Source organism: Pseudomonas moorei, from assembly GCF_042846945.1.
Taxonomy (GTDB): Bacteria; Pseudomonadota; Gammaproteobacteria; order Pseudomonadales; family Pseudomonadaceae; genus Aquipseudomonas; species Aquipseudomonas moorei.
In genome coordinates this window covers 1,956,923-1,981,813 of sequence record NZ_AP035776.1, presented here as the reverse complement: position 1 = coordinate 1,981,813, position 24,891 = coordinate 1,956,923, and the positions used below count along the sequence as shown (strand labels likewise).

General features: G+C 61.3%; 21 protein-coding genes. 7 read left to right on the top strand and 14 right to left on the bottom strand.

The window, feature by feature from the left end; translation table 11 throughout:
* Nucleotides 1-11: 11 nt before the first annotated feature.
* Nucleotides 12-803: a response regulator transcription factor gene (locus ACGJAX_RS09230; protein ID WP_090328736.1), complete on the bottom strand. Its 792-nt coding sequence runs from the start codon at nt 801-803 to the stop codon at nt 12-14.
* 62 nt (nt 804-865) lie between these two features.
* Nucleotides 866-1,375 (bottom strand): prepilin peptidase, encoded by a 510-nt coding sequence (locus ACGJAX_RS09225; RefSeq protein ID WP_090328735.1) that lies wholly within the window; start codon nt 1,373-1,375, stop codon nt 866-868.
* Between the two features lie 75 nt (nt 1,376-1,450).
* On the opposite strand from ACGJAX_RS09225, the gene ACGJAX_RS09220 reads away from it, so the two are divergent.
* Nucleotides 1,451-1,891: a TadE/TadG family type IV pilus assembly protein gene (locus tag ACGJAX_RS09220; RefSeq protein ID WP_390958519.1), complete on the top strand. Its 441-nt coding sequence runs from the start codon at nt 1,451-1,453 to the stop codon at nt 1,889-1,891.
* Entirely contained in the window at nt 1,888-4,629 is a 2,742-nt protein-coding gene (locus ACGJAX_RS09215) for an ATP-binding protein (RefSeq protein WP_390958517.1), read from the top strand. Before ACGJAX_RS09220 ends, ACGJAX_RS09215 begins: the two co-directional genes overlap by 4 nt.
* Here the strand turns inward: ACGJAX_RS09215 and ACGJAX_RS09210 are convergent.
* The 5 genes from ACGJAX_RS09210 to ACGJAX_RS09190 form a co-directional block, all read right to left on the bottom strand.
* Nucleotides 4,626-6,596: a pilus assembly protein TadG-related protein gene (locus tag ACGJAX_RS09210; protein WP_390958515.1), complete on the bottom strand. Its 1,971-nt coding sequence runs from the start codon at nt 6,594-6,596 to the stop codon at nt 4,626-4,628. The two genes, ACGJAX_RS09215 and ACGJAX_RS09210, sit on opposite strands and share 4 nt — an antisense overlap.
* 194 nt (nt 6,597-6,790) lie before the next feature.
* A complete protein-coding gene (locus ACGJAX_RS09205; protein ID WP_247257136.1) occupies nt 6,791-7,348 on the bottom strand; it encodes a DUF4136 domain-containing protein in 558 nt (185 codons plus the stop codon).
* Nucleotides 7,349-7,402: 54 nt separating this feature from the next.
* Complete coding sequence (locus ACGJAX_RS09200; RefSeq protein ID WP_247257137.1) at nt 7,403-8,020, bottom strand: DUF4136 domain-containing protein; 618 nt, start codon at nt 8,018-8,020, stop codon at nt 7,403-7,405.
* Nucleotides 8,021-8,032: 12 nt separating this feature from the next.
* Nucleotides 8,033-8,782, bottom strand: a complete 750-nt coding sequence (locus ACGJAX_RS09195) for a methyltransferase (protein WP_390958513.1) — start codon at nt 8,780-8,782, stop codon at nt 8,033-8,035.
* Nucleotides 8,782-9,084, bottom strand: coding sequence for a MazG-like family protein (locus ACGJAX_RS09190; protein ID WP_045060320.1), 303 nt, complete (start codon nt 9,082-9,084; stop codon nt 8,782-8,784). Before ACGJAX_RS09190 ends, ACGJAX_RS09195 begins: the two co-directional genes overlap by 1 nt.
* A 194-nt stretch (nt 9,085-9,278) precedes the next feature.
* Between ACGJAX_RS09190 and ACGJAX_RS09185 the strand changes: the two genes are divergently transcribed.
* The gene (locus tag ACGJAX_RS09185; protein ID WP_090328721.1) at nt 9,279-9,572 is read left to right on the top strand and encodes a hypothetical protein; all 294 of its coding nucleotides are present in this window, start codon (nt 9,279-9,281) and stop codon (nt 9,570-9,572) included.
* Between the two features lie 165 nt (nt 9,573-9,737).
* Complete coding sequence (locus ACGJAX_RS09180) at nt 9,738-11,084, top strand: MATE family efflux transporter (protein WP_390958511.1); 1,347 nt, start codon at nt 9,738-9,740, stop codon at nt 11,082-11,084.
* On the opposite strand, the gene ACGJAX_RS09175 is transcribed toward ACGJAX_RS09180, so the two are convergent.
* The 7 genes from ACGJAX_RS09175 to ACGJAX_RS09145 form a co-directional block, all read right to left on the bottom strand.
* On the bottom strand, nt 11,078-11,953 hold the full coding sequence (locus ACGJAX_RS09175) for an alpha/beta hydrolase fold domain-containing protein (RefSeq protein WP_390958509.1): 876 nt from the start codon (nt 11,951-11,953) through the stop codon (nt 11,078-11,080). The genes ACGJAX_RS09180 and ACGJAX_RS09175 overlap by 7 nt on opposite strands.
* A 14-nt stretch (nt 11,954-11,967) precedes the next feature.
* Nucleotides 11,968-12,768: a DUF4123 domain-containing protein gene (locus ACGJAX_RS09170; protein ID WP_390958505.1), complete on the bottom strand. Its 801-nt coding sequence runs from the start codon at nt 12,766-12,768 to the stop codon at nt 11,968-11,970.
* A complete protein-coding gene (locus ACGJAX_RS09165; RefSeq protein ID WP_390958503.1) occupies nt 12,765-14,087 on the bottom strand; it encodes a contractile injection system protein, VgrG/Pvc8 family in 1,323 nt (440 codons plus the stop codon). The genes ACGJAX_RS09170 and ACGJAX_RS09165 overlap by 4 nt, the downstream gene beginning before the upstream one ends.
* Before the next feature lie 231 nt (nt 14,088-14,318).
* Nucleotides 14,319-16,232, bottom strand: a complete 1,914-nt coding sequence (gene speA / locus ACGJAX_RS09160) for an arginine decarboxylase (protein WP_090328711.1) — start codon at nt 16,230-16,232, stop codon at nt 14,319-14,321.
* Nucleotides 16,233-16,450: 218 nt separating this feature from the next.
* Nucleotides 16,451-16,822, bottom strand: coding sequence for a translation initiation factor Sui1 (locus ACGJAX_RS09155; RefSeq protein WP_247257143.1), 372 nt, complete (start codon nt 16,820-16,822; stop codon nt 16,451-16,453).
* Between the two features lie 278 nt (nt 16,823-17,100).
* Entirely contained in the window at nt 17,101-17,658 is a 558-nt protein-coding gene (locus ACGJAX_RS09150; protein WP_390958501.1) for an NUDIX domain-containing protein, read from the bottom strand.
* Nucleotides 17,659-17,661: 3 nt separating this feature from the next.
* Nucleotides 17,662-18,729, bottom strand: coding sequence for a DUF2333 family protein (locus ACGJAX_RS09145; protein WP_390958500.1), 1,068 nt, complete (start codon nt 18,727-18,729; stop codon nt 17,662-17,664).
* A 515-nt stretch (nt 18,730-19,244) separates the two neighbouring features.
* On the opposite strand from ACGJAX_RS09145, the gene gcbA reads away from it, so the two are divergent.
* The 3 genes from gcbA to ACGJAX_RS09130 all read left to right on the top strand — a co-directional run bounded on the left by gcbA (nt 19,245) and on the right by ACGJAX_RS09130 (nt 24,820).
* The gene (gcbA, locus tag ACGJAX_RS09140; protein ID WP_390958498.1) at nt 19,245-20,915 is read left to right on the top strand and encodes a diguanylate cyclase GcbA; all 1,671 of its coding nucleotides are present in this window, start codon (nt 19,245-19,247) and stop codon (nt 20,913-20,915) included.
* 50 nt (nt 20,916-20,965) lie between these two features.
* On the top strand, nt 20,966-22,912 hold the full coding sequence (locus ACGJAX_RS09135) for a methyl-accepting chemotaxis protein (RefSeq protein WP_390958496.1): 1,947 nt from the start codon (nt 20,966-20,968) through the stop codon (nt 22,910-22,912).
* Between the two features lie 165 nt (nt 22,913-23,077).
* Nucleotides 23,078-24,820 carry a protein-disulfide reductase DsbD gene (locus tag ACGJAX_RS09130; protein ID WP_390958494.1) on the top strand — a complete coding sequence of 581 codons (1,743 nt, stop codon included), beginning with the start codon at nt 23,078-23,080 and terminating at the stop codon, nt 24,818-24,820.
* Nucleotides 24,821-24,891 lie beyond the last annotated feature (71 nt).

The window sequence follows — 24,891 nt, the reverse complement described above, 5'->3', positions numbered from 1 at the left end:
TACCGGGCTATTCACTGCGCCGTAACCCGCTGCCGCAACCCGGAACCATTCGGCGAAAGCGCCAACGCCAACTGCGTCCGATTACGCATATGGGTCAACCGCAGCACCTGCGACACATACAACTTCACCGTGTTCTCGGTGATCCCCAGCTCACAGGCAATCTGATAATTGGTCTGCCCCTTGCCCACCAGCCGCGCTACCTCCAGCTGCCTGGGTGACAGTTGATTGAAAATCGACGGAATTTCCACCCGATCCGTGTCGCCGACAGCCTCGTCAGCCGAATCCGCCGCCCCCGAGGAAAGCGGAGCCCGGCGAACCTTGTCCAGGTCCTGATACAGGTCCTCGATCGACTCGGACAGGTATTGCAGCTTCTGATCCAGATGCCCCAGTTGCAGCGCCTTGTTCCGTTCCTGCAAGACGATCTCCTGACGTTGCAGGCCTTCGAGCAGCTCCCTCAGATCAATCGGCTTCTGGTAGTAGTCGGCAAAACCGGCACGCAACGCCTTGATCACATCCTGTTTGTCCGCATACCCGGTCAGCATGATCGCCTCGAACGCGCGGTGTTTGCCGGACAGCCGTTGCAGTTCCAGAACCAGTTGAATCCCGTCCAGGCCCGGCATGTGCAAATCACAGAGCACCAAACCGATTTCAGGGTCTTCGTTGAACCGTTCAATGGCTTGATGACTGGACACGCAGGCATCGCAACGGTAGCCGCGGCTCTCGAGAAATTCGCAGAGTTCTTCAACAATGGATGGTTGATCGTCGACCACAAGGACTTTTACTGCCGAAGTAAGCTTGCTCACGTGCAACTCCCTGCCAGGTCAAAGGCTGACCGTTCCTCGACTCATAGCTCAAGGCTGTAAAACTACTGAATGAAAGTAGTCGCACTTTCTGACTCTGTAAAAAAACCGAAGACGGCCAACGTCAGCAACAACCCCACCAGCAAGAAAGGTGCGAAGGGTTGTTTCCTTGACACTCCCGGCTCCAGATAACGCAGATGTCCTCTAAGGCCCTGACCGATATGGAGCCAGACGCTTGGCGCCAACAGCAGCCAACACACACTGGCCAATCCGGCACCGATGAAGACGCCCAGCACGTGCCGACCATCGGTCGCGAGCCCCAGTGCGGTCATGAGTTTCACGTCACCGGCGCCCAGGCGTCGCATCGCAAAACCGGGCAAGGTGAACGCCAGGGCCAACAGCGCCGCCCAGCCACCCTGCTCTGCCGCTGCGCCCAGCCAGGTGGTTCCGCTCCAGAGCATCCAGGCCAGGGCCAATGCCCCGGCGCCGAGGGTCAGGACGTTAGCGATGTGCCGCTCACGGGCATCCTGCGCTGCGCATAGCGACAGCCAGATCAGTAGGACAAGGCTCTGCATCCGGTAAAAAACGTCCGTTTTGGCTGAATGATTCTATGCTGACATTACTAATGTGATGTCAGGGTAGACGCACTCATGAAATCCAGCCTCCCTCGCAAACAAAAAGGCGCCGCCGCGATTGAATTTGCCTTGGTATTCGTCATTTTTTTCGCGGTGTTTTACGCAATTGTCACCTACAGCCTGCCGCTGTTGCTGATGCAGTCCTTCAACCAGTCGACTGCGGAAGCCGTGCGCCGCAGCGTGGCACTGGATCCGAACACCCCCGGGTACAGCGCCGCGCTGATCAGCGTCGCGACGCAAGAGTTGACCCGGCAGCTGGCGTGGATTCCCGCCGGGCTGAATTTCAATGTCGCCACCGATGCAACGGCCACTTACACCGGCGGCGTACTGAAGGTGACCATCAACTACCCGACCAATAAATTGAATGCCGTCATCCCCTTTCTGAACCTGCCGGGCATCGGGCAGGTACCGAATTTGCCGGCGACACTCACCGCCAGTGCGAGCCTGCAATTTTGAGTGCCGGGGACAAACTGTTCGGGCGCCTGCTCAATCGCCATCCACCACCGCCCCTGGAGACCTTGCAGGCTCCGAGCATGCCCGGTGTCGGCTTGCAGATGCATCTGGACGCCGACGGTCGTGTGTTGCACCTGACCGGGCCGCTGCGTCATGTCCTGGCCCAGCAGACTCCCGGTGCCCGGGCGCCGCACCTGCTCGATTTTTTGCTGCCGCACTGCAGCCTCGTCGTCGAAGGCACCCCCTCTGACTGGCAGGGCCAGGCCCTGGACCTGGACTTTTACACCCTCAGTGGTCAAACCCTGCACCTGCGTGGCTGGGTCCAGCCGTTGGCCGAAGCCTGGCTGCTGCAACTGCTGGACATCGGCGATCTGCTACTCGAGCGCCGGCAATCGCAGGTGCGCGAACAATGCCAGTTGCTCGCGCTGCAGATCGGCGAGCAGTTACGCCTGTGCAGCCTGACCCGCTTGCCTGAAATGCTCACCGAGCAGTTGCAATGCCTGGCCCAGCGTTTTCACATCCCCTGCATCGCCCTGGCATTGCTCGACGAGCAAGAACAGGGGTGGCAGATTCACCAACACTTTTCAGGCTTCGATGCTCCACAACTGTGGCAAACCGGACAGCGGCTGGGGACCGGTCTCGACAGCCTGAACGGCTCCGCCCCGCAGCATTTGAATCCCCTTGAGCACCCTCGTCTGCAAGGCATCTTTGCCAATGCCGAGGGCTTCGTCGTGCCTTATCACGATGCGCAAGGCGTGGCGGCCTGGTTGCTGTGCGGTTGCTATCCGGTGCAGCAACGGGCGCCCGATGTCAGCGAGCGCGATTGGCTGCAGTTCGCCGCAGCGCTCGCCGGTCCCTTGTTGGAACGCTCGCGCGAGCACCGGCACCACCTGCAAATGGAGCGCCTGGAATCGCTGCAGGCGTTGCTGGGCACCGGCTGGTGGGAAATGTTCAGCGACAGGGCCGAAGTGCAACTGGCACCCTCGCTGGCCAGCGCCCTGAACCTGGCCAGCGAGCGTTTAGCGCTGAACGACTGGCTTGATCAAGTACATCCCGCCGACCGCGAAGAGCTGCGCAGTCGCTTGCAAGACCTGCTGGATGAAGGCACGCCGTTACTGCTGTGCGTGCGTTCGTATCGCCCCGACGCCGCGCTGCCGCCGAGCTGGTATCGCCTGCAAGGCCAGGCCTTGGGTGTCGGCCGGCATCGGCGCCTGGTGGGTTTCATGCTCGACATCAGCGACATCAAAAACCAGGAGCAACACGCTGCCGCCGCACACGCGCGCCTGGACAATCTGATCGCCAGTTCACCTGCGGTGATTTACGTGCAGCGCTATGTGGAAGGCGCGCTGCAACCGACCTTCTTCAGCGACAGCCTGCTGCCGTTGCTCGGCTGGACGCTCGACGATTGCGCCACGACTGCGCTGGTTGAACGGGTGCACCCCGAAGACCGTGATCGTTATTTCGAGCGTACCCGGCAACTGCTACGCGAAGGCTCGGTACGCGCCCGCTATCGACTGCGTGACAGCCGCGGCGATTACCATTGGTTGCTCGATGAGGCCAAGCTGCTGCGCGATGATCTGGGTTTGCCGGTGGAAGCCGTGGGTCTGTGGCTGGATGTCACCGAAGCGACAGTAGCGGCCGAACAGGTCAAGCAAAGCGAGGAGCGCTATCGGATATTGGTGGAAGACTCCCCGGCGATGATCTGCCGCTATCGTCCCGACCTGTCCTTGAGCTTCGGCAACCGGCCGTTGGCGGCGTATCTGGAGTGCACCCCCGAGCAACTGCCGGGGCTGAACCTGGGTAACTGGATGTCGGCGCAACAGCGCGAGTCATTCATCCAGCGCCTTGCCCGTCTCAGCCCGGAGTTTCCGGTCAGCACCGCAGAAATCAATTTGCAGTTGCCGGGACGGGAGCATGCCTGGTGGGTCTGGGCGGATCGCGGGGTGTTCGACGAACAGGGCCAGTTGCTGGAGATTCAGGCCGTGGGCCGCGACAACACCGAAGTCCGGCGCTCCCAGCAGCAACTGACCCAAAGCGCGAAAATGGCCACCCTCGGCGAAATGGCCACCGGCCTGGCCCACGAAATCAACCAGCCACTGAACGTGATGCGCATGGCGATCATCAATGTGCTCAAGCGTCTGGGCAACGGTGATGTGCAGGTCGATTACCTGACTGACAAGCTCAATCGCATCGATGCGCAGGTCCAGCGCGCCGCGCGGGTGGTCGATCACATGCGAGTGTTCGGCCGCCGCTCGGAGATCGAGCAACAACCGTTCAATCCGGCCCAGGCCATCGAAGGCACGCTGTCGTTACTGGCCGAAGGCATGCGTGGCAAAGGCGTCGATCTGCGCATCAGCGAAACCGGGTTCGACGTGCAGGTGCGCGGTTACGTCGATCAGCTTGAACAAGTATTGATCAACCTGATGGTCAACGCGCGGGATGCATTGCTGAGCAAGCGCGAAACCAATCCCGAATTCAAACCGTGGATCGCGGTGTACGCCGAACGGGACCCGCAATGGGTACGACTGTGGGTCGAGGACAACGGCGGTGGCATCGACCCGCGACTGCTGGAGCGGATTTTCGAGCCGTTCTTCACCACCAAGCCGGTAGGCGTCGGCACCGGTCTCGGGTTATCGGTGAGCTACGGCATCGTCGAAAACATGGGCGGCAAACTGAGCGTGCGCAACTCGACCGAGGGTGCGCGGTTCTGTATCGAGTTGCCGGTTGTGCAGGAGGACTAAATCGCCAGGGAAGGCCTTCCTGGCGGTTTGCAACTGAGGTTGGCGCCCACATCGACCTTGTTCAGCGTGATCCCGAGATTGGCCAGCAACCCATCGAGAATGGGATCGACCAGGGGACTGAGCAGGCTCTGCAACACGACGCCCAGGGTGCTCTGGACGCCATCAAGAGTGCCAGCCGCCACTACCAGCAAATCGCCCAACAGGCTCGAACCGGTCGGTTTATAAGCCAGCACCTGCACCCCGCCCAAAGTCGATTTCAGGCTGCTGACGATGCCCTGCGTGCCCAGGCTGTAGAACAGCGGCGGCTGCTTGATCTCCGGCGGCTGGTTGTAAACATGCGTGCTCTGGGTGCTGGCGACCGAGGTATCGATTTTCACCCCCAGGCCGCCGCCATAAAACGGCACGCGCGTGGCAGGATTGCAAATCCAGAATACGCAACTGATCTTGCCGATATCGATCAGCGCCAGGGGCTGCACGACGACATCAGCCGACGAGGAAAGAGCATTGGCGGTGTCGATCTGGCCAACCTTGAGCTTCACCAGTGACGTGTTGGTCTGGGTGGTGAGGGTTTTGGTCGCATCACTGGCGCAGCTGTAACCGGTGACGTGGCTATCGGCCGCAGCCACCTCCAGGACGATATCGATGGTCGGCGTCGGGAGGATCTTCAGGTCGGTTTTGTCGCAGGTTCCCGTCAGCGTGCAAAGCAGCGAGCTCAGCGTACCGGCCAGGTTCAGGTGCAGCAGATTGTCCAGCGTATCCGTCAACCCATTGAGCAGGGTGTTGCTGGCGAGCGCGCTGACAAGGCCTGTGACACCGGACAGTACCGGCAAATTCAGCGACAACACCGTGCGCACCTGGGCGGTGCGCACATAGATCCGGTTGGGATCATTGAGCTGGCCATTGACCAGCGCCGGGTTGCCGATGGCCGATAACTGTGGGGGCTCGATGACCTTGACCTTGACCACGCCATTGGCCAGGCCCGGGATGTTCAGCGGGATACTGGCGATGGCGGCATTCTGGCTGTTGGCCAGTTGCACAAACGCCTCGATCAGTTGAAAGACCTGCAAATTGGTATCGAGTGCGGAAGAGGCCGCGCCCGTCTGCAATTGCAGCAGTTGCCCCAGAACAATCGACGTATTGCCAGCCGCCGCCTTGACTCCGATCAAGCCATTGACCGCGACACTGGCGGTCGGGCCACCGGCCTGGAGTACCGTGATCGCGGAGTCCAGCAGTTGAGTCAGGGCGATGTTCATGCTCAGTAACTGGGTGTAGTTCCCGGTGCTGACGTTCACGTCGAGGGCCAACTGATTCAGGTAACCCAATAGATTGATTTGGTTATCGACCAGGCCTTGCCAGCTCGCGACGCTCAAATTCAGAGTGCCGCCGAGCATCTGCCCCAGCAACAGGTTCAAGGCCGCCGATTTGCTGGAGTCGACCACCAGTGCCGTACTGCCGATGGTCAACATCGCCAGGGGCGGCAGGGGCGCCGGGGCGCTGACCGCTGTCGCGGTGAGTTGGGTCGTCAGATTGAGCGGGCCTTGGCTGAACAGTGCGTAGATGCCCGCCGCAATACTGGTCGGCACGGTGTGGGTCACCACGACGCGAACAGCCTCCTTTTTGCTGGCATCGACGCTAAAGGCCCGCAGGTTGTTGGCCCCGGCCTGCAACGAGCCGCAAGTGGTGTTCAGGGTCATGCCATCGGTGGCGTTGTAGCCGTTGCGGGTAGCACTTTCGAGAGCGAAACCCGCAGCGCTGAGCGTCGGGGTCAGGCAGTCACCATTGCGGCTGACCGCCTCCAACGCGGCAACATCAGCCATCCGTTGCAGCTTGCGCTGCTCCAGGTAAAGCCTGCCGCTGTCGACCACCAGCAAACTGAAACACAGCGCCAGCGCCAACGTCCCGGCAGCCATCAACCCAATCGCCCCCCGTTGCCGGGCCGGGCCGCGAAACTGCAAGCAGGGAGACATCGAGCACTCCTTTGCCGGCGCACTGCCGAGCGCTACCTCCGTTGGTGTGGAGCAGTGTAGACAAGGGACATCAAGACTGCTGGCAACTCGCCAGTGCAGACAACAAAAATTCCTGTGGGAGCTGGCTTGCCAGCGAAGAGGCCCTCAAGCGCTCTGCACGACTCAAGGCCGGCTCCAACAGGTGGGTGTTGTATTTATCTTGGCGGATAGTTGGACAGTATCCGGGTGACCGTTTCGCGTATCGCATCGCTACGGTCCGAGGGGTTCGGTGTGCGGCTGAGTATCTGCTCGTCACTGCCGCGCCACACCAGTTTGCCGTCCTTGCCATCGAGCAGATCAATCTGGAGGGTGGCGACCTTGTAAGGAACCACGCGGGTTTCGTTGTACATCGGCGCGCCCCAATAGCCGTTCCACGGGTTGCCCCAACCGCCACCATAGTTGGTGGTGACCTGCTGCTGACGTTCCTCGACTATCAGGTAGGTCTGCACGCTCAAATCGCCCTTGGTACCCGCGGCGGCGGGGCGCAGGCCGCGCTGATCCAGTTGATCGGCCACCGACTGGCGCACGCGCTGTTCGGTCAAATCACTCTTGATCCGCGGGTCATCGGGGCGATATTGCAGGGCAGGTTCTTTCCAGCTCCAGCTGCGATAGGCCGAGAAGTCGCGGCTGGCGTCGTAGTCATGATTGACCTGGTTGGCGGCGCAGGCACTGAGCAGTACGGCCGCTGCCAGTAAAACGAAACGGCGGAACATGATGATTCTCCGGTAGAAGACATGAACCTGCGGAGTGCTCCTCAACCACAGAAGCTAACTGGGAGGATACGCCGACATTGCCTTTTCTACAGCCTCCCGTATGGCGTCAGCCTGTTCGGTCTGCGTGCCCTGGCTCCGGGTTTCTGCGCTGGCACTCCAGACCGGTTGACCGCTTTGCCCGTCGAACAGATCCACCTGCACCACCACGACTTGCTCCTGATAAGTGCGGATGATCGGTACCGTGTTGTACATGCCAACGCCGTTACCATAACCGTGGTGACCGCCGTAGTAGCCACCGCCGTAATAACCGTAGTCATCCTGGACCTGACGCAGGCGGGTTTCCAGGCGCAGGTTGGCGCTGACAAACAGATCCGCCGGACGATTGTCATGCAGAGGGCGCAAGCCGCGTTGATCGAGGGCATTGCTCACCGCTTCGGCGACCTGCGCCGAGTCGGCCCAGACACTGCCCGGCGGCAGTTGCCCGTTGAGCCAGGCCCAACTGCGGTAGCGACCGTAATCACGTGGAGCAGCAGGGTAGGCGCTGCGGTCGAAGGTGTGGGCTGCCTGAGGCGGCGCCGGTGGCAAAGGGTTGGAGGTTGCCACATACGGGTTGCTGCTCTGACAAGCCGCCAACCCCAGACACAGAACTAACAACCCGGAACGACTGTTCATTTTTTACTCCGCTCAGACCGGCCGACAAATCCAGTGCAAATAACGCCCAAGCCCGGCAAAGCCTGGATGGCGACGGTGGGCCAGTTCCATTTCCAGCAAGTCCACCAGCTCGGCGCGGGCCTGGAATTCCACCGGCATGTAATCGTGAAAAACCCGCACGCCACTCTGGGTTTCGACCCGCCACAAACCATCAAGTTGCGCCGCCAACTCCCGTGGATCAAGGGGTTGTTGCGGGGTGAGGCTTTGCTTCTCGCCGGCCATATCGTTCTTGCGCATCTTGCGGAAATGGCCCTTGAGCAAATTGCGGTAGATCAGTGCATCGCGGTTATAAAAGGCCAGCGACAGCCAGCCGTCGGCCTTGGTCAGCTGATGCAGCACCGGCAGGATCGCGTGGGGTTCGGCCAGCCATTCCAGCACCGCATGGCAGAGCACCAGATCGTAAGGTTCGGTGAGTTGGCCAAGCAGATCCTGCCAGGGTGCCTGGATAAACGTTGCCTTTTGCCCGGCGTCGGCGAAACGCTGGCGGGCGCCTTCGAGCATGGGCTCGGCAGGCTCGGCCAACGTCACCTCATGGCCGCGTTGCGCCAGCCACAGCGACATGTGGCCAAGGCCAGCGCCAATGTCCAGCACCCGTAGCGGGCGATCCGGCAAGGTTTCGGCCAGATCCGCCTGCAGCACCGCAAGCCGGATCGCACCTTTGGCGCCGCCGTAGATTTTTTCGGCGAAGCGGGTGGCCAACTGATCGAAGTGACGGTCGCTCATCAGCTGAACCTCCGTTCGCTGTCCGCCAGTTTGCTGCGCACCACTTCATTCATGTCCAGACCCAACTCGCTGCACAACAGCAATAGATAAAGGACGATATCGCCGACTTCCTGTCCGGCATGGGCCAGTTTTTCCGCCGGCAACTGGCGCGACTGGTCTTCGGTCAGCCACTGGAAAATTTCCACCAGCTCGGACATTTCGACGCTCGCGGCCATGGCCAGGTTTTTCGGACTGTGAAATTGCCGCCAGTCATTGCGGTCACGGATGGCGTGCAGGCGTTCGGTCAGTTCAACAAGGTTCATCGGGTTCTCCTGAAGGCGTATAGCTTCGGGGGGATGACGGATGAAGGCAAGCGGCAGAGTTTGAGTCATGGTGATGGGGTCGTTCCCACAGTTGCAGGACAACCCTCTATGCTTGTGGGGAACTCGGCGCCGCAATCGACAGCCCAAGGCTCAACTCCGGCAACCCGCCTCTCATTGATCAGGACGTTCATTCCATGCAGGTAGAAGGTTTTTTCGAATGGCTCGGCCAGGCCCTCGGTTCAGTCATCCGTTTCATCGTTGATGGCCTCAGCGGCTTGTTCCAGATGATGAGCCGCGCCAGCAGCAATTTTGTCGATGGCCTGTCCCGCGCCCTGGGCATGGACACGTCGATCATCAGCATCGCCACGCTGATCCTGGGATTGGTGGTGTTGTGGTCGGCGATCCGCGCGTTCATGAACGCCTCGTTCATCATGGGGATCATCTGGTTGATGCTGGGCCTCTGGTTGTTGAGCTGGGTGGTTCACTAAGCCCCTCCTGCAGGAGCGAGCTTGCTCGCGATTAACCTGAGAATACCGCGCAGTTACAGGCCCTCAGCGTTATCGTTAACGACATTCGCGAGCAAGCTCGCTCCTACAATGGATCGCGGCAATCCAAAATGTGTCGCTACAATGCCCGCTCCTCAAGGAGCCCGCATGTCCAACCTGATCGCCGACTGGCGCGACCGCCCTACCCATCGCCGGGTCTGGGCGCTGGCTGCGCCGATGACTCTCTCGAACATCTCCGTTCCCCTGGTGGCGCTGGTCGACAGCACCGTCATCGGCCACCTGCCCCACGCCCATCAACTCGGCGCCGTGGCGGTCGGGGCCAGCCTGTATACCTTTCTCGCCTGGGCCATGGGTTTTCTGCGCATGGGCTCCACCGGGTTCGCCGCCCAGGCGGCCGGGCGTGGCGATGGCGCGGCTTTGCGGCAGATCTTGTTGCAAGGGCTGTTGCTGGCCATGGGACTGGCTGTGGTGTTGGGTGCGCTGGGTGTGCCGTTGAGTGGCATCGCTCTGCATTTCATGCAGCCGTCGGCGGAACTGGACCAGATGACCCGCGTGTTTTTCCATACGCGGCTGTTCGGCCTGCCAGCGGCGCTGGCCAGCTACGCCCTGGTCGGCTGGTTCCTTGGCACGCAGAACGCCCGCGCGCCGCTGGTGATTCTGCTGAGCACCAATCTGGTCAACATCGCGCTGAACCTCTGGTTTGTCCTCGGTCTGGAATGGGGTGTGGTCGGTGCCGCCCGGGCATCGGTCATTGCCGAGTGGACCGGCGCCCTGATCGGCCTGCTGATGACCCGCCGCGCCCTGCGCGCCTATCCTGGGCACATCGCCTGGGCCGCACTGGCGCTATGGCAGAGCTGGCGCCCTCTGCTGGCGGTCAATCGCGATATCTTCATCCGCAGCCTGGCCCTGCAATCGGTGTTTTTTCTGATCACGGTACAAGGTGCACGGCTGGGGGATGCCACCGTCGCCGCCAACGCCCTGTTGCTCAACGGTCTGCTGCTGACCGCTCATGCACTGGATGGTCTGGCCCACGCCGTCGAAGCCCTGTGCGGCCATGCCATCGGCGCTCGCGACCGTGAAGCCCTGCGCCGCTCATTGGTGGTGGCCTGCGGCTGGTCGTTGCTGGCGAGCCTCGGTTTTGCCGCTTTGTTCCTGTTTGCCGGGCATCTGTTCATCGAGATGCAGACCGACATTCAAAGTGTGCGCGACACCGCGTTCATCTATCTGCCCTATCTCGCGGCGCTGCCGTTGATTGCGGTCTGGAGCTACCTGCTCGATGGCCTGTTCATCGGCGCCACCCGCGCCCGGGAAATGCGCAACGGCATGCTGCTGACGGTGGCCTTGCTGGTGCCGTTCGGGTGGGCGTTGCAAGGTTTTGGCAACCATGGCCTGTGGATAACGTTCCTGCTGTTCATGGTGTTGCGCAGCCTGACCCTGGGCGCCATTGCCTGGCGTCTGCGGCGCAACGATGGCTGGTTCGCCCGTGCTCACTGAGGCGGGGTTGCCCTGACGAACGAAGTGACCTCGTCCAGCACCGGCGCCAACCCGCGCATGGGCCGCGACAACGCCGCCACCAGCGTGGCGTGGCCGGTGCGAGAGAAATAGAGATCCTGCACCGGCACACCCGCCTCTCGCAACTTGAGCGCCAGGCCGCCGGTGTTGCGCGTCGGATTGACCACGTCATCGTCCGTCGATGCCATCAACAGCGCCGGCGGTGCGCCGCGACTGACGTGATTGATCGGTTGCGATTGGGGCGGTGAGTCGGGCCAGAAAAACACCGGGCGCACATCCGGATTCTTGATCGGCAGGAAATCATAAGGGCCGGCCAGACCGATCCAGCCACTGAGGTCGTGCGGCGACAGGCCCACCGCCCCCAGCAGTCCGGGGTCCAGTGCCAGCATCGCAACGTTGTAGGCGCCGGAACTGTGACCCATCAGGTACAGACGCTGCGGGTTGCCGGCATATTGACGGATGTGATCATGGGTCCAGGCCACCGCCCCGGCGGCGTCTTCGAGAAACTGCGGATATCGCACCTGCGGATACAACCGATAGTCCGCCAGCACCGCGACCATTCCCCGGGACGCCAGCGCCTCGCCGACAAAGCTGTAGTCGCTGCGTGAGCCACTGTTCCAGCTGCCACCGTAGAAAAACACCACCACCGGCGCATTGACCATCGGATGACGCGGCACATAGACATCGAGCTTTTGCCGCGGATCGCTGCCATAGGCAATGCCCTCGGACCTGTCGAACGTGCCATCGGGCGTCAGGGCGTTGAGCATTTTCAGCGGCGAACAGGCCGTTATCGCGAGCAGCGATACAGCCCCCGCAATCAACCCTATCAACCGCCAGATCCTGTTCGCCATCAGTGTCGTACCTTCTATCGGGGTTGCTGGTCTTGCCAACGATTGCGCAGGCGTTCGAGGCGTTCTTTCTGAGTGACGCCCGGCAGCGGCAGGTCGGGCACAGCCTCCGGGTACTGCAAGCGTAGCCATAGCCAGCCATCGAGCACCGCACGCTCGCTGAAACCCAGTGTCAGCCCTTCCTGGAGATGGGACCACAGCGTGCGGTAATCGGTGCCGGTGGACTGGCACCATTGCCAGGTGTGGTGCTCCAGCAGGCAGGTTTGCAGCCTTGTCTTCTGATGGGCACTGAGTGCTTCCTCGATCGCCAGCGGGCTGACTGCAAGCCCCGGATTGAGCAACCGTTGCCAGCCCTGGCTGCCGTTTGCCCGGTCCGCCCAGGTGCCGCCGAACCAGCACAACTGACTGATCGGCCCCAGCCAGCGACTCAGTTCCCCGGCATCGCAGGCATCGAAGAAGTAACTGGCGGTGCAAGGGTTGTAGTAACTCAGCAAGGCGCGGTGATGTACGCCGAAACCGACCGTGAGCATGCGCCGCAGGTGCGTCAGCAAGGCCGATGCCGGTGCCTCGCTGCCCAACAGCAATCCACGCCAGTAAGGCGCCTCGCGCTGACAAAGTTCGGCCAGAGCCGGGCAAGTCCGCAGATCGATCAGCACCGGACCTTGTTTGCGTAGCGCATGCCACTCCGTGCCTTCGAACAACCAGAACCACCGGGCATGAGCAAACCGGTGCTGCAGGATTGCGCCCGTTTGCGGGGCGCCCGGTTTATCCAGCAACAACCATTGCGGGAGCGAATCGGGTGTGTCCACGCCGATCATGCCGCACCGCTCTGGCCAAGCCGTGCCGCCGCCCGACAGGCACAGAAAGCCTGGGCACAATGATTGAAACTGCCGCCTCCGGGCAGCAGGCAAAGCAACATCAAGGGCTCGCCGGAACGCAACCAGTCCGTTACGCCCTCAGGCGGGCAATCGTCGAGGGGTAACGAAGCGGGCATTTCTTCCTCTTCGAGCAACTGTGGCGGATGGAGAAAACCGGTGATCAACGGTTGATCCGGGTCCCCCTCAATAAAGCTCACCACCACTTCAGTGCCTTCACTCAACCCTGTGACATTCTCGGCCTCCAGCGCCGGCGCGAGCGGCAACCAACAGTGACTGGGGGCCGCGCCCTCGCCCTGATACAACCAGTCAAACTGCACCGCCACGGGCCTCGCGGGATCAGGCGCGGATTCATCGACGCCCACCACCCACGCCCGCTGCAGGCTGTGCATGGCCGGTTTCTGCGCAGAATGGGACGACTCGAATGGCGCCTCCCAACGTATGGCGCGCAGCTGGTTGCTGTAGGGCTCGTTCGGGTCCTGACTGCCCTGATGCTCGACATGGGTCAGTAGCCACGGTTGATTACACTCGGCAACCGGATGTCTGGCGAGCGGCATCAACTGGCCGCTGCGCAGCGTCGGCAGGTCCGTATGGCACTGCACAGTCTGCGCCGCGTTGTCCGCGCATCGCTGCACCTCGAGACGACGCACGGCCGGTTGCTGGCCATCCGCGCAGAACACCGCCGCATCGCCGTGACGAAAATGCCCGTGTCCATCGGCAATCACCACGCAATGCCCCCGTGCCCCGTGCTCGAAGTGGTAATGCAGCCGCTCCTGGGCGCACAGGCGCTGGACAAACTGCAGATCCGATTCGCGGTATTGGGTACAGAAATCGCGGGCAGGGTAATCGCCGCTCAACTCGAAGCGGCGCGCCTGGCCGACGATACCGTGCTCCCTGAGCACCTGATCAAGGATTTGCGGCACCGTGCGGGCGCTGAAGATGCGTTGGCTGAACCGCTGGGAAAGACAAGCCAGCCGTGGACCCAGCCGTACATGACAGAGCCTGGATGCCGGACCATGGTCACGCTGGACCAGCTCGTGCAATTGGCCATGCACGCAGTTTCCCGCTGGCCCGAAGTGCAAAGAGGCTGAACGGTACAAAAGGCTGGAAAGGTCAAGGGTCAGGTCATCGATCAGCAACTCCACGTCAAAAACGAACGGCTCGCTGATGGATTCTCTACCGGTAAAGGCCAGGACCTCTAAGGCGTCGGACAGACCAGCTACGTCCAGACGAAATGCGGGTTCGTTGACTGGATCGAACATCGGCGATTCTCTACAGGAGGGGCGGCCGGGGATTCTCGCCGAGAGACATGGCCGAGTAGAGAGGCGAAGTACAACTTAGGAAATGACCTACGCGAAAAGAGGACTAAATGGCCTGATGACCGAAGACGCAGGTTTTTTCGCCTGGAAAAAGAGAGACGTCGCACCAGGTCATCTGAAATTTCCGAAGCGCACGGAAAATTTTCAGACAACCTGATGAGAACGGGGCTTACCTCAAGAAGAGAGGTAAGACGAACGGGTCAGACCCAGACGCAAGGCATCGAGAAACTGGGTGCGCTCGCTGGAACTGATGCGCGCACTGGCGCACTTGTCGCGGTAGTGGGTCATCAACTCTTCCGGCGACAAGTGCACGTAACGCAGCATGTCTTCGATGGTGTCGTGGGTTTCAATACCCGCGTGATACACACTGCCATCGGCGTTCTGGTAGATGTTCACCGAGTCGGTGTCACCGAACAGGTTGTGCATGTCGCCGAGAATTTCCTGGTAGGCACCGACCAGGAACACGCCCAGCAGGTAGTCCTCGCCTTCGTTCAACGCGTGCACCGGCAGGCTGGTTTCGATGCTCTGCTCATCGACGTACTGGTTGATCTTGCCGTCGGAATCGCAGGTCAGGTCTTGCAGCACCGCACGACGCATCGGCTCTTCGTCGAGGCGATGCAGCGGGATGATCGGCAGGACCTGGTCGATGGCCCAGGTGTCCGGCAGGCTCTGGAACACCGAGAAGTTGCAGATGTACTTGTCGGCCAGCTTGTCATTGAGTTCGTCCAGCACCTGACGGTGGGAACGCTGACGCGCCTTCAGCGAGTTGTGCAGGCGACGGCACACGGCGAAGTAGCATTGCTCGGCCAGGGCCTTTTCGGCCAGGGTCAGCTTGCCGTCGGCGTACTGCGAGGCGACATCGCTCATGTAGTGCGTGGCGCGCCAGTAGGTTTCGGTGACCATCTCGATGTCGGTCGGACCCAGCAGGTCCACCAGCCACTGCACGGTCTCCGGCAGCGCTTCTTTATTCTCGATCTGCGGCACGTCGTCGTTGTGCTTCTCGACGTCGGTCACCTGCACCACCAGCATCGCGTGGTGCGCGGTCAGCGAACGGCCGCTTTCAGAGAAGATATGCGGGTGCGGCAGGCTCTGCGCATCGCAGAATTCCTTGAGCATCCCGACCACGACACCGGCGTAGTCATCCATGTCGTAGTTGATCGAACTGGCGTTACGCGAGTGCGTACCGTCGTAGTCGACACCCAGGCCACCACCGACGTCGATGTGATCCACCGGCAGGCCAAGGTTGCGCAGCTCGCCGTAGTAGCGGATCGCTTCCTTGAAACCGTGCTGGTAGTCCGCCAGGTTGGCGATTTGCGAACCCATGTGGAAGTGCAGCAGGCGAATGCCCTGATCCAGGCCGGCCGCACGGAAACGCTCGACCACCGACAGCAGTTGCGCCGCCGACAGACCGAACTTGGACTTCTCGCCACCGGTGTCGGCCCATTTGCTCGACGCCAGGGACGACAGGCGCACGCGCAGGCCAACCTGCGGCTTGACCTTCAGCGACGCCGCTTCTTCGATCACCAGGCCGACTTCGGATTCTTTCTCGATCACGATGAATACGTTGTGCCCGAGCTTCTGGCCCATCAGCGCCAGACGAATGAACTCACGGTCCTTGTAGCCGTTGCAGACGATGGTGCCACCCTTTGGCGCCAGTGCCAGCACCGCCAGCAACTCGGGCTTGGAGCCCGCTTCCAGACCAATGGATACGTTCTGAGTGGCGATGATGTTTTCGATCACCGCTTCCTGCTGGTTCACCTTGATCGGGTACAGCGCGGTGTACTTGCTCTGGTATTCCAGGCGCTCGATGTTGGCGTCGAACGCGCCGGTCAACTGACGCACGCGGTCTTGCAGAATGTCCGGGAACCGTACCAGCAGCGGCAAGGACAAGCCGCTTTTACGCAGCTGGTCGACCTGCTCGAACAGATCGATAGGCGAGCTGCTCGGGCCGTTCGGACGAACTTCGACGCGACCGGCGTCGTTGATCGCGAAATACCCGGCCCCCCAATGGCGAATCCCGTAAACACTGCGGCTGTCCGCAACTGTCCATTGGCTGCCATCGTCTTTGCGTGTGCGTCGTACGGACATCGAAGTCCCCTATAAAGAAGTCATGGTGCGTCGCCTGGATTCAGGCCGGCGCAGTCTAAAGAATGAAAATGACGGTTCGTCAACGAGGAATAGACCCCGCCGACCGCAGTGAGTTTAGAAACCGGTCATGAACAGGCTCTGTGAAAACCATGGTAACGACGCCAGACCTGAAGGCCATCAGGACTGGATCAAGCCGCAGGTGGTTTTCACAGAGGCTGCTAGCCGCCGGACTTCTTCGCTTTGAAACCGTGCTTGATCAATTCGGCCAACAGTAGCTCGACATGATCGCCCTGGATTTCAATGACCCCGTCTTTCAACGCCCCGCCGGTGCCACATCGTTTCTTCAATGTAGTCGCCAGCTCCTTGAGCGCGTCTTCGGCCAGCGGCACGCCAGTGATGGTCGTCACCGTCTTGCCGCCACGGCCCTTGCTTTCGCGACGCACGCGAGCAATGCCATCACCGGCCGGGATAACGGTCTGTTTGCAGATGCAGGCGTCCACCGGTTTACTGCAATCCGGGCAATGACGACCTGCGTCGGTGGAAAATACCAGGCCACCAAGGGCGGCGAAGGATGCGGCTTTTTTGGCCACCGGCAATCCTCTTGGGAGGACAAAGACTGGTCGCAGCACTTGGGAAGGCTATCGACCGCGAAGCCCCACTCAGGCAGGGGCAGCGCTAATGAAACAGTACATCACTGCAGGAGCTGGCTTGTCGGTTCGCCGCATCGCAGCGATGGACGTCAACGATGACGCGCGGCATCAGGCAGCACGCGTCGTCCTTGCGTTTTTCGCGAGCAGGCTCGCTCCTACAAAAGGTCGCGCAGTGTAACGGCAAAAACGCCGATTGCTAAGAGCCAATCGGCGCCAATTTACAGCTCTTTTGCGACGTCTTCGCCGCGAGCCCTGAGATAGCGTTTCAGCGCTGCCAAAGAGTCCGGGCAATAAGGCTTTTCGTCGATTTCCCGAAGCACGTCGACGATCGGCAGGAAACGTGCCTCAAGCACCTCCTCCGGTTGCAGGATCAAAGGGCCGTCCCACACCGCCGAAAACGCCGAACACCAGAGCCGGTTGCCAGTGTCCTCGAAGAAGAAATGGTCATGGGGGGTCAATTCCACGCCGCTCACGCCAAGCTCTTCTTCCAGCTCGCGGGCCGCTGACTCGGCATAGCTTTCGGTGGCCAGCACCATGCCGCCCGCCGCCACGTCCCAATATCCGGGATAAATCGCCTTGCTCAGGGTACGCCGGTGCACGCAAAGCTCACCGGCAGAGTTGAACAGCATGATGTAGGTGCCCCGCCCGATCAGCCCGCGCTCGCGCAGATCGGCACGGACCAGGGCACCGAGCAGGTTGTCCTGCTCGTCGACCCAGGCAATCTGTTCCGCATCCGAGGCTGCACGGTGGGCAGCCTCCTTGGCACTATCGACCATGACTCAGCCCTGATTCAGCAGTTGACGCAAATCGATCACCGCCGCATTGGCGCGGGAGATGTAGTTGGCCATGACCAACGAGTGGTTGGCCAGCACGCCGAAGCCGCTGCCATTGAGGATCATCGGGCTCCATACCGGTTCCTGCGAAGCTTCCAGCTCACGGATGATCTGACGCACGCTGACCGTGGCGTTCTTCTTCGCCAGTACATCGGCGAAGTCGACCTCGATGGCGCGCAGCAAGTGCGACAACGCCCAGGCCTGACCGCGGGCTTCGTAGAACACGTTATCGATCTGCATCCACGGGGTCTCGACGATTTCCTCGTCGACTTGCGGCGCCACACCCGGCACCACAACCTCAGTCTTCAACGACGTGTTGAGCTTGACCCGGCCGACACTGGCCGACAGGCGTTGCGACAGCGAACCCAGACGTGTCCCGACGTCGCCCAGCCAGTTGTTCAGGTTGTCGGCACGGGCATAGAACAGCGCGGTTTTCTGGTTCGGATCCGACAGACGCGCCTGATAGCGACTCAGGGAATTGATGCCTTCCTGGTACTCGGACTCACTGGATGGCAGCACCCAGCTTTTATTGTCGAAGTTGAAACGCGGCTCGGCCTTCGCCAGATCGGCGTCTTCAGCGGACTGCGATTGCGAACGGGCGAAGTCTTTACGCAATGCACGGGTCAGATCGCGCACTTGCACCAGCACGCCATATTCCCAGCTCGGCATGTTGTCCATCCACAGGCCCGGCGGGAAACGATCATTGGAAATGTAGCCGCCCGGCTTGTTCAGCAATGTCCCGGCTACGGTCTTGAGGGTTTCGACCGTGGTATAGCCGACCACCATCTGCTTGCCTTCTTTCTCGGCCGCCATTTGCGCATTCTGCTGCACCGGAAACAAGGCGGGCTCCTCGCTCCAATACCAGCCCAGGATGCCCGTCACCAGCAGGTAGATGCCCAGCAGTGTGGCCAGCGCCCGGCTGAACAACAGACCGCCCAGATAACTGCGGGTAGCCGACTTCGGTTCAGCGGCACGTTCAGGCGCGCTACCGGCGCGGTTCTTCCAGTCCAGCATGGCGATATCCTTTCAATCACTTGGGTTCGTTGGTTCGACCACAACCATACAACAACGTGCCTTGGCCCGGCACCCGCCGTTGGGTTGATGCTGAAAATTAGTCGCCCCGCATGCGAAAAACCAGGGTCTGTCGGACGCTGACAGCGAGGGCCCGGTATTGATCGGTTGTTTTTTGCGACGACAGCCCGGGGTCTGACAGAACGCCTCTAGGGGATTCCCCTACCCCCGAAAAACGAAAATCATCGTCAATTCACCCCGTCGATACGCCGCGAATCCCTGCCGGGCAAGGCTGAAAAACCACCTGGAGTCGGCACCACGCCAACCCGGAAAAACCCTGAAAGCCCCGATTCAAAAGGCCCTCACGAGAACAGCCATCCAATTAAAGACCACACAGTCACAAACTGAATGGAGGTGCTTTGCAGATTATTGCCTGACAACACTCATGCAATCGAAAAGAGGTGCTAGCATAGAGCCACCAGTCGACCTCAGTGTGCACCCTAACTAGTAGTCAGGATATGACCGAGCCAGAAGACCCCAGCCGCGAGCGCCTCAAGCATCACTTTGCCCAGCGGGTAATTCATCAAGCACGTCAGATTCTTGAGATATGGCAGCGTCTGCAGCGCAGCGAGTGGTCGATCAGCGACCTGTCGGAACTGAGCGAGGCCAATCTGCGCCTGCTGCGTTTTGCCGAACGTTTCGAGCAACCGGAACACACGCAACTGGCACGCCATATCAGCCAGTCGCTGGAGGCTGTCGACGCCAATCGCGGACGCCTGAGCAGCGGCCTGATCACCGACCTCAACCGTTTGATGCAGCGCCTGTCGCGCACCGGCCTGCGCCATGGCGATCAACTCGACCAAACCTTCCTGCCGCCTCTGCGCAAGCCGATCTACGTGATGCTGCAGGATCATGACCGTGGCGAACGCCTGGCCAAACAGCTTGAGTTCTTTGGTCTCAGCGCCCAGTCCCTGGACAGTGTGGCGGCGTTTCGCTCCTCGATGGTCGAGCGCCTGCCGGCGGCGATAGTCATGGATGTGGATTTCAGCGGCCCCGGCGTTGGCTTGCAACTGGCCGCCGAAGCCCAGGCAGGCCTCGATCATCGTTTACCGCTGTTGTTCTTCAGCCTGCACGAAACCGACACCCCGACCCGCCTGGCCGCCGTGCGGGCCGGTGGTCAGGAGTTTCTCACCGGCACCCTCGAAGCCTCGAGCCTGCTGGAGAAAATCGAAGTCCTGACCTGCGTCGCCCAGTACGAACCTTATAAAGTGCTGATCATCGACGATTCCCGCGCCCAGGCACTGCACACCGAACGCCTCCTTAATAGTGCAGGGATCGTCACCCGGACCTTGATCGAGCCGATCCAGGCCATGGCCGAGCTGGCGGACTTTCAACCGGACCTGATCATCCTCGACATGTACATGCCGGCCTGCACCGGGACGGAACTGGCCAAGGTGATTCGCCACAACGACCGGTATGTCAGCGTGCCGATCATTTATCTGTCGGCCGAGGATGACCTGGACAAGCAACTCGACGCCATGAGCGAAGGCGGCGACGACTTCCTGACCAAACCGATCAAGCCCCGGCACCTGATCACCACGGTGCGCAATCGGGCGGCTCGGGCACGTAACCTCAAGGCTCGGATGGTCCGCGACAGCCTCACCGGCTTGTACAACCACACCCACATTCTGCAATTGCTCGAAGACTGCTCGTTCCGCGCCCGACGCGAGAACAAGCCGCTGAGCTTTGCCATGCTCGACATCGACCACTTCAAACGGGTCAATGACAGCCACGGCCACCCCATGGGCGACCGCGTGATCAAGAGCCTGGCGCTGTTCCTCAAGCAACGGTTGCGCAAGACCGACTTCATCGGCCGATATGGCGGCGAAGAGTTCGCCATCGTCATGCCCGACACTGACCTTGAAGCGGCCTACCGGGTCCTCGATGAAATACGTCAGCGGTTTGCCGAAATTCACTACCCCGCTCAACCCCATGATCTTTGGTGCACCTTCAGTGCCGGGGTGGTCGAGTGGTGCGAACACTCGGACAGCCTGTTGATGGCCAGCCAGGCAGACGAGGCGCTCTACCGAGCCAAAGACGCCGGCCGTAATCGCGTGCAGGCGGCCAGGACGTCAAAGCAAAGTGCCACTTTTTCATCGCAAATCACTCCCTCAGTCATAACCCTGTAACAGAAACGCAATAAATTCAGGCGCTTACCATTCTGACGTTGGTAGACACGATGCGCCTGAAGCTGCTGACCAATCTCAATACCCTTCTTTTAGTCGCCGTCTGCGTCGCCCTTGGCGCCACGCTCTGGTGGTCGCAAAAAGCCCTCGAACGCCCCTATCTATTAATGGAGCGTTACCTCGGCCTGTCCCAGCAGTTTCAAAATGAAGTCGCGCGCAACGTCGAGGATTACCTCGCCAGCGGCGATGCCGTGCGCTTGAGCAGCGCCAGCCAGGCCATCGACGGCCTGCAAAAAGAACTCGGCGAATTGCCGCCAGCCCTGGCCGAAACTTTGCGTCCCAGCCTGTCGACCCTGGACGAATTCAGCAAAACCGATCTGCTGGCCGCCGGCAAACTCGCCGGCGACCCACAAGCCCTGCTGCTGCAAGCCGAACGGGAATTGAGCGCCAGCCTTGATCAACTCAGCCAATACGCCAGCGGCAACGCTGCCTATCTGACGCCGTTGCTCGCCGCCTCCCAGCACCTGGGCAAACTGTCCCTGGCCCGGGACAAACTGGTCAGCAGCGGTCGTAGTGAGCTGGCCGCCGATGTGGAGCGCGAAGTCGCCAGCATCCGTACCCAGGCTGAGCAACTGGATACCCTGCCGCTGCTGGGCGTGGCCGCCCGTGGTGAATCGAATACGGATGACTTCGCCGCGATGATGGGCCTGGAGAACACCGAGAAAACCGTCGTCGAAGATGCCGGCGTCGGCCTCAAGCGCGAACTGAACAGCCTCCTCACCCGCTACCCGGCGGAACTGGCGCGCACCCGCGAGCAGATCGAGAAACGCGCCGACCTCAGCACCGCGACCCACCTGAAAATCGCAGCCGTACAGCAAGCCATCGCTGGCCTGGAACCCGTGGTTCGTGCCCAGCACGGACAGATCCAGAGTGAAGTGCGATTGATGCAAGGCGTGATGATTGGTCTGATTTTGCTGATCGCCCTGCTCATCGACACCCTGCAACGACGCCTGGCCCGGACCCTGACCAATCTGGCGCCGGCCCTCTCGACCTGGGCCGAGGGCGATTTCAGCCGAAACATTGAACTGGGCAAGACCAACCGCGAACTGCGTGACATCGAGGCTTCGCTCAATCGTCTGCGCGCCTACCTGGTGGACCTGGTGGGCACCATTCGCCTCAACGCCGAGCAGGTTGCCGGCAGCAGCCGGACCCTGGCCGAGCTGAGCAACGACCTGCACAGCGGTGCCGAACATCAAGCCGGCGACACGGCAATGATTCGCGACTCGCTGAGCGAACTGGAAGCGACCATTCAACAAGTGGCCGGCGATGCCAGTCAGGCTGCCGATGCCAGCCGCCACGCGGGCCAGGCCGTCGCACACGGGCAGAAAGTCATTGGCCTGAGCCTGACCGGCCTGCATGCGCTGGTGGGTGAAGTGCAGGGCAATGCGCAGATGATCGAACACCTGGCCGAGGAGTCGGCCACCATCGGCGGCGTTTTAACGGTGATCCGTTCGATTGCCGACCAGACCAATCTGTTGGCCTTGAACGCGGCCATCGAAGCCGCTCGTGCCGGGGAAATGGGGCGAGGCTTTGCCGTGGTGGCCGAAGAAGTTCGTTCTCTGGCACAGCGCACCGCCGGCGCCACGGGAGAAATTCAAACCCTGATCGCCGGCCTGCAAACTGCCGCGCGGCAATCGGTCGAAGGCATGCGCGCCCAGGTCGAACACGCCGAAGCCACCGCCAGCCAGGCCCAGGCGGCTGATGGCGCACTGGATAAAATCGTCGGGGCGATCCAGACCATTTCCGAGACAGCCGTGCGCATTGCCGATGTCACCGCCCAGCAGAGTGGCGCTGTCAGCGAAATCCGCGATCACAGTGAGCGGATTCACCAATTGGGTGGGGATAACTTGCTGCGCATTGGCGAGGGGCGCGAACAAGGGGAGAACCTGCTGGTGCTGGGCGGGCAACTGCATACGGCCGTTCAGGCGTTCCGCGTCTGATAGATCGCCTTCGCGAGCAAGCTCGCACACGCTTGATTTGTGTACGCCGCAGATCCCCCCGTGTGAGCGACCCTGCTCGCGATAGCGTCATCACCTCCATCCTTGGCCCTGCATACCCGCCCGCCGTCCGCTATCATGCCCCCAATTCCGATACGCGAGATTGTCATGCGCCGTTTGCTCTGCCTGCTGCTTTTCGTGCTCGCCCTGCCGGCCACCGCCACCGGGCTGCTGGAGAACCGGCCCAGTTCGACGCTGGGTTCGATCAACAACAGCGCCGATTTCCTGCCGGTGCGCGAAGCCTTCCAGCTCAGCCTGGTGGAGAGCACGCCGCAATCAATCAAGCTGCGCTTCGTCGCCACCGAGGGTTATTACCTCTACCGCCACCGCTTTCAGTTCCGCGCCGATCCGGTCGACCTCACGCTCGGCCCCGCCCGGCTGCCCAAGGGCGAACAAAAGCACGACGAGTACTTCGGTGATGTCGAGGTCTATCACGGCATTCTCGACGTCGAACTGCCGCGCACAGACCAACGTGCCTTTACCCTCGCCGTGACCTACCAGGGCTGTGCGGACAAAGGCCTGTGCTATCCACCCGAGACCGAACGCCTGAGCATCAGCGGCGACGGCGCAACGCCAGCCCATGACTGGGGCTGGCGTGCACTGGCGCTGTTCTTTCTCGCCGGCCTGGGCCTGACCTTTACCCCCTGCGTACTGCCCATGCTGCCGATCCTTTCCGGCGTGGTGTTGCGCGGCCAGGTCGGTGGCTGGCGCGGGTTCAATCTGTCACTGGCGTATGTCCTGCCGATGGCCGCCTGCTTCGCCCTGCTCGGCGCATTGATGGGGATGTTCGGCGCGCAGCTCAATCTGCAAGCACGCCTGCAATCGGCCTGGGTGCTGGTGCCGTTCGCGATGTTTTTTGCCGTGTTCGCCCTGGCGATGTTCGGTGTGTTCGAACTCAAGTTGCCCTATGCGATCAGCAGCCGACTCGATCGCATCGCCGGACGCACCGAAGGCGGTTCATTGTGGGGCGCCGCCGTACTGGGCGTGGTCTCCAGCCTGCTGGTTTCGCCCTGTGTCTCGGCACCTCTGGCCGGCGCGCTGCTTTACATCAGCGCCAGCGGCGATGCCTTGGGCGGCGGCCTGAAACTGTTCATGCTCGGCCTCGGCATGGGCGCCCCGCTGTTACTGGTCGCCACCGGCGGCGCCGCCTGGTTGCCGAAGAGCGGCCCCTGGCTGATCTACGTGAAAAACGCGATTGGCGTGCTGCTGCTGGGGCTGGCGATCGGTTTGCTCAGCCGCGTCATGCCGGGGCAGATCACCTTGCTGTTGATCGGTTTGCTGGCCGGTGGCGTCGGACTGTTCATGGGCGCACTGGAGTTCGTCTACAAACCTCCTCGAAAACGCCTGGGTCAATTGCTCGGGATGTTTCTGCTGTTTTATGCGCTGGCCTGCTGGTATGGCGCGTTCAGCGGTCAGACCGACCCTTTCAATCCGATCGGCCAGACGCGCACGATTGCTGCCAACGAGACCGCGCCAAACACCCGAGCCTGGCAAACCGTCAACACTCCGGCCGACCTCGACCGCGTCCTCGCCGAAGCTCGCGCCTCCGGCACCCCTTTGCTGCTCGACTGGTACGCCGACTGGTGCATCAGCTGCAAAGTCATCGAACACGAAGTGCTCAACGACGCCACCGTGGTTGAACGGCTCAAGGGCTATCGGCTGATTCGTTTCGACATCACCGCCAGCAATGCCGAGCAACGCACCCTGCTCGACCGCTACAAACTGTTCGGGCCTCCGGCACTGATGTTTTTCGGCAAGGACGGCGTCGAGCGTGCCGAAGTGCGGGTGATCGGCGAGATCAATGCGGCGGACTTCGCCGAACGTGTCGCCAGGGCTAATGACCGGATTTAATCAAGCGGTCATATATTTCGCGCAAACATCGGTCATCGTGCTGCCTATTGCAGAGAACTGGACAGTCACAA

What these genes read in the sequence shown, in the direction of transcription:
- ACGJAX_RS09225 (WP_090328735.1), bottom strand. Translation starts at nt 1,375, where the DNA reads ATGCAGAGCCTTGTCCTACTGATCTGGCTGTCGCTATGCGCAGCGCAG.
- ACGJAX_RS09220 (WP_390958519.1), top strand. Translation starts at nt 1,451, where the DNA reads ATGAAATCCAGCCTCCCTCGCAAACAAAAAGGCGCCGCCGCGATTGAA.
- ACGJAX_RS09210 (WP_390958515.1), bottom strand. Translation starts at nt 6,596, where the DNA reads ATGTCTCCCTGCTTGCAGTTTCGCGGCCCGGCCCGGCAACGGGGGGCG.
- ACGJAX_RS09205 (WP_247257136.1), bottom strand. Translation starts at nt 7,348, where the DNA reads ATGTTCCGCCGTTTCGTTTTACTGGCAGCGGCCGTACTGCTCAGTGCC.
- ACGJAX_RS09200 (WP_247257137.1), bottom strand. Translation starts at nt 8,020, where the DNA reads ATGAACAGTCGTTCCGGGTTGTTAGTTCTGTGTCTGGGGTTGGCGGCT.
- ACGJAX_RS09195 (WP_390958513.1), bottom strand. Translation starts at nt 8,782, where the DNA reads ATGAGCGACCGTCACTTCGATCAGTTGGCCACCCGCTTCGCCGAAAAA.
- ACGJAX_RS09190 (WP_045060320.1), bottom strand. Translation starts at nt 9,084, where the DNA reads ATGAACCTTGTTGAACTGACCGAACGCCTGCACGCCATCCGTGACCGC.
- ACGJAX_RS09185 (WP_090328721.1), top strand. Translation starts at nt 9,279, where the DNA reads ATGCAGGTAGAAGGTTTTTTCGAATGGCTCGGCCAGGCCCTCGGTTCA.
- ACGJAX_RS09180 (WP_390958511.1), top strand. Translation starts at nt 9,738, where the DNA reads ATGTCCAACCTGATCGCCGACTGGCGCGACCGCCCTACCCATCGCCGG.
- ACGJAX_RS09175 (WP_390958509.1), bottom strand. Translation starts at nt 11,953, where the DNA reads ATGGCGAACAGGATCTGGCGGTTGATAGGGTTGATTGCGGGGGCTGTA.
- ACGJAX_RS09170 (WP_390958505.1), bottom strand. Translation starts at nt 12,768, where the DNA reads ATGATCGGCGTGGACACACCCGATTCGCTCCCGCAATGGTTGTTGCTG.
- ACGJAX_RS09165 (WP_390958503.1), bottom strand. Translation starts at nt 14,087, where the DNA reads ATGTTCGATCCAGTCAACGAACCCGCATTTCGTCTGGACGTAGCTGGT.
- speA (WP_090328711.1), bottom strand. Translation starts at nt 16,232, where the DNA reads ATGTCCGTACGACGCACACGCAAAGACGATGGCAGCCAATGGACAGTT.
- ACGJAX_RS09150 (WP_390958501.1), bottom strand. Translation starts at nt 17,658, where the DNA reads ATGGTCGATAGTGCCAAGGAGGCTGCCCACCGTGCAGCCTCGGATGCG.
- ACGJAX_RS09145 (WP_390958500.1), bottom strand. Translation starts at nt 18,729, where the DNA reads ATGCTGGACTGGAAGAACCGCGCCGGTAGCGCGCCTGAACGTGCCGCT.
- gcbA (WP_390958498.1), top strand. Translation starts at nt 19,245, where the DNA reads ATGACCGAGCCAGAAGACCCCAGCCGCGAGCGCCTCAAGCATCACTTT.
- ACGJAX_RS09135 (WP_390958496.1), top strand. Translation starts at nt 20,966, where the DNA reads ATGCGCCTGAAGCTGCTGACCAATCTCAATACCCTTCTTTTAGTCGCC.
- ACGJAX_RS09130 (WP_390958494.1), top strand. Translation starts at nt 23,078, where the DNA reads ATGCGCCGTTTGCTCTGCCTGCTGCTTTTCGTGCTCGCCCTGCCGGCC.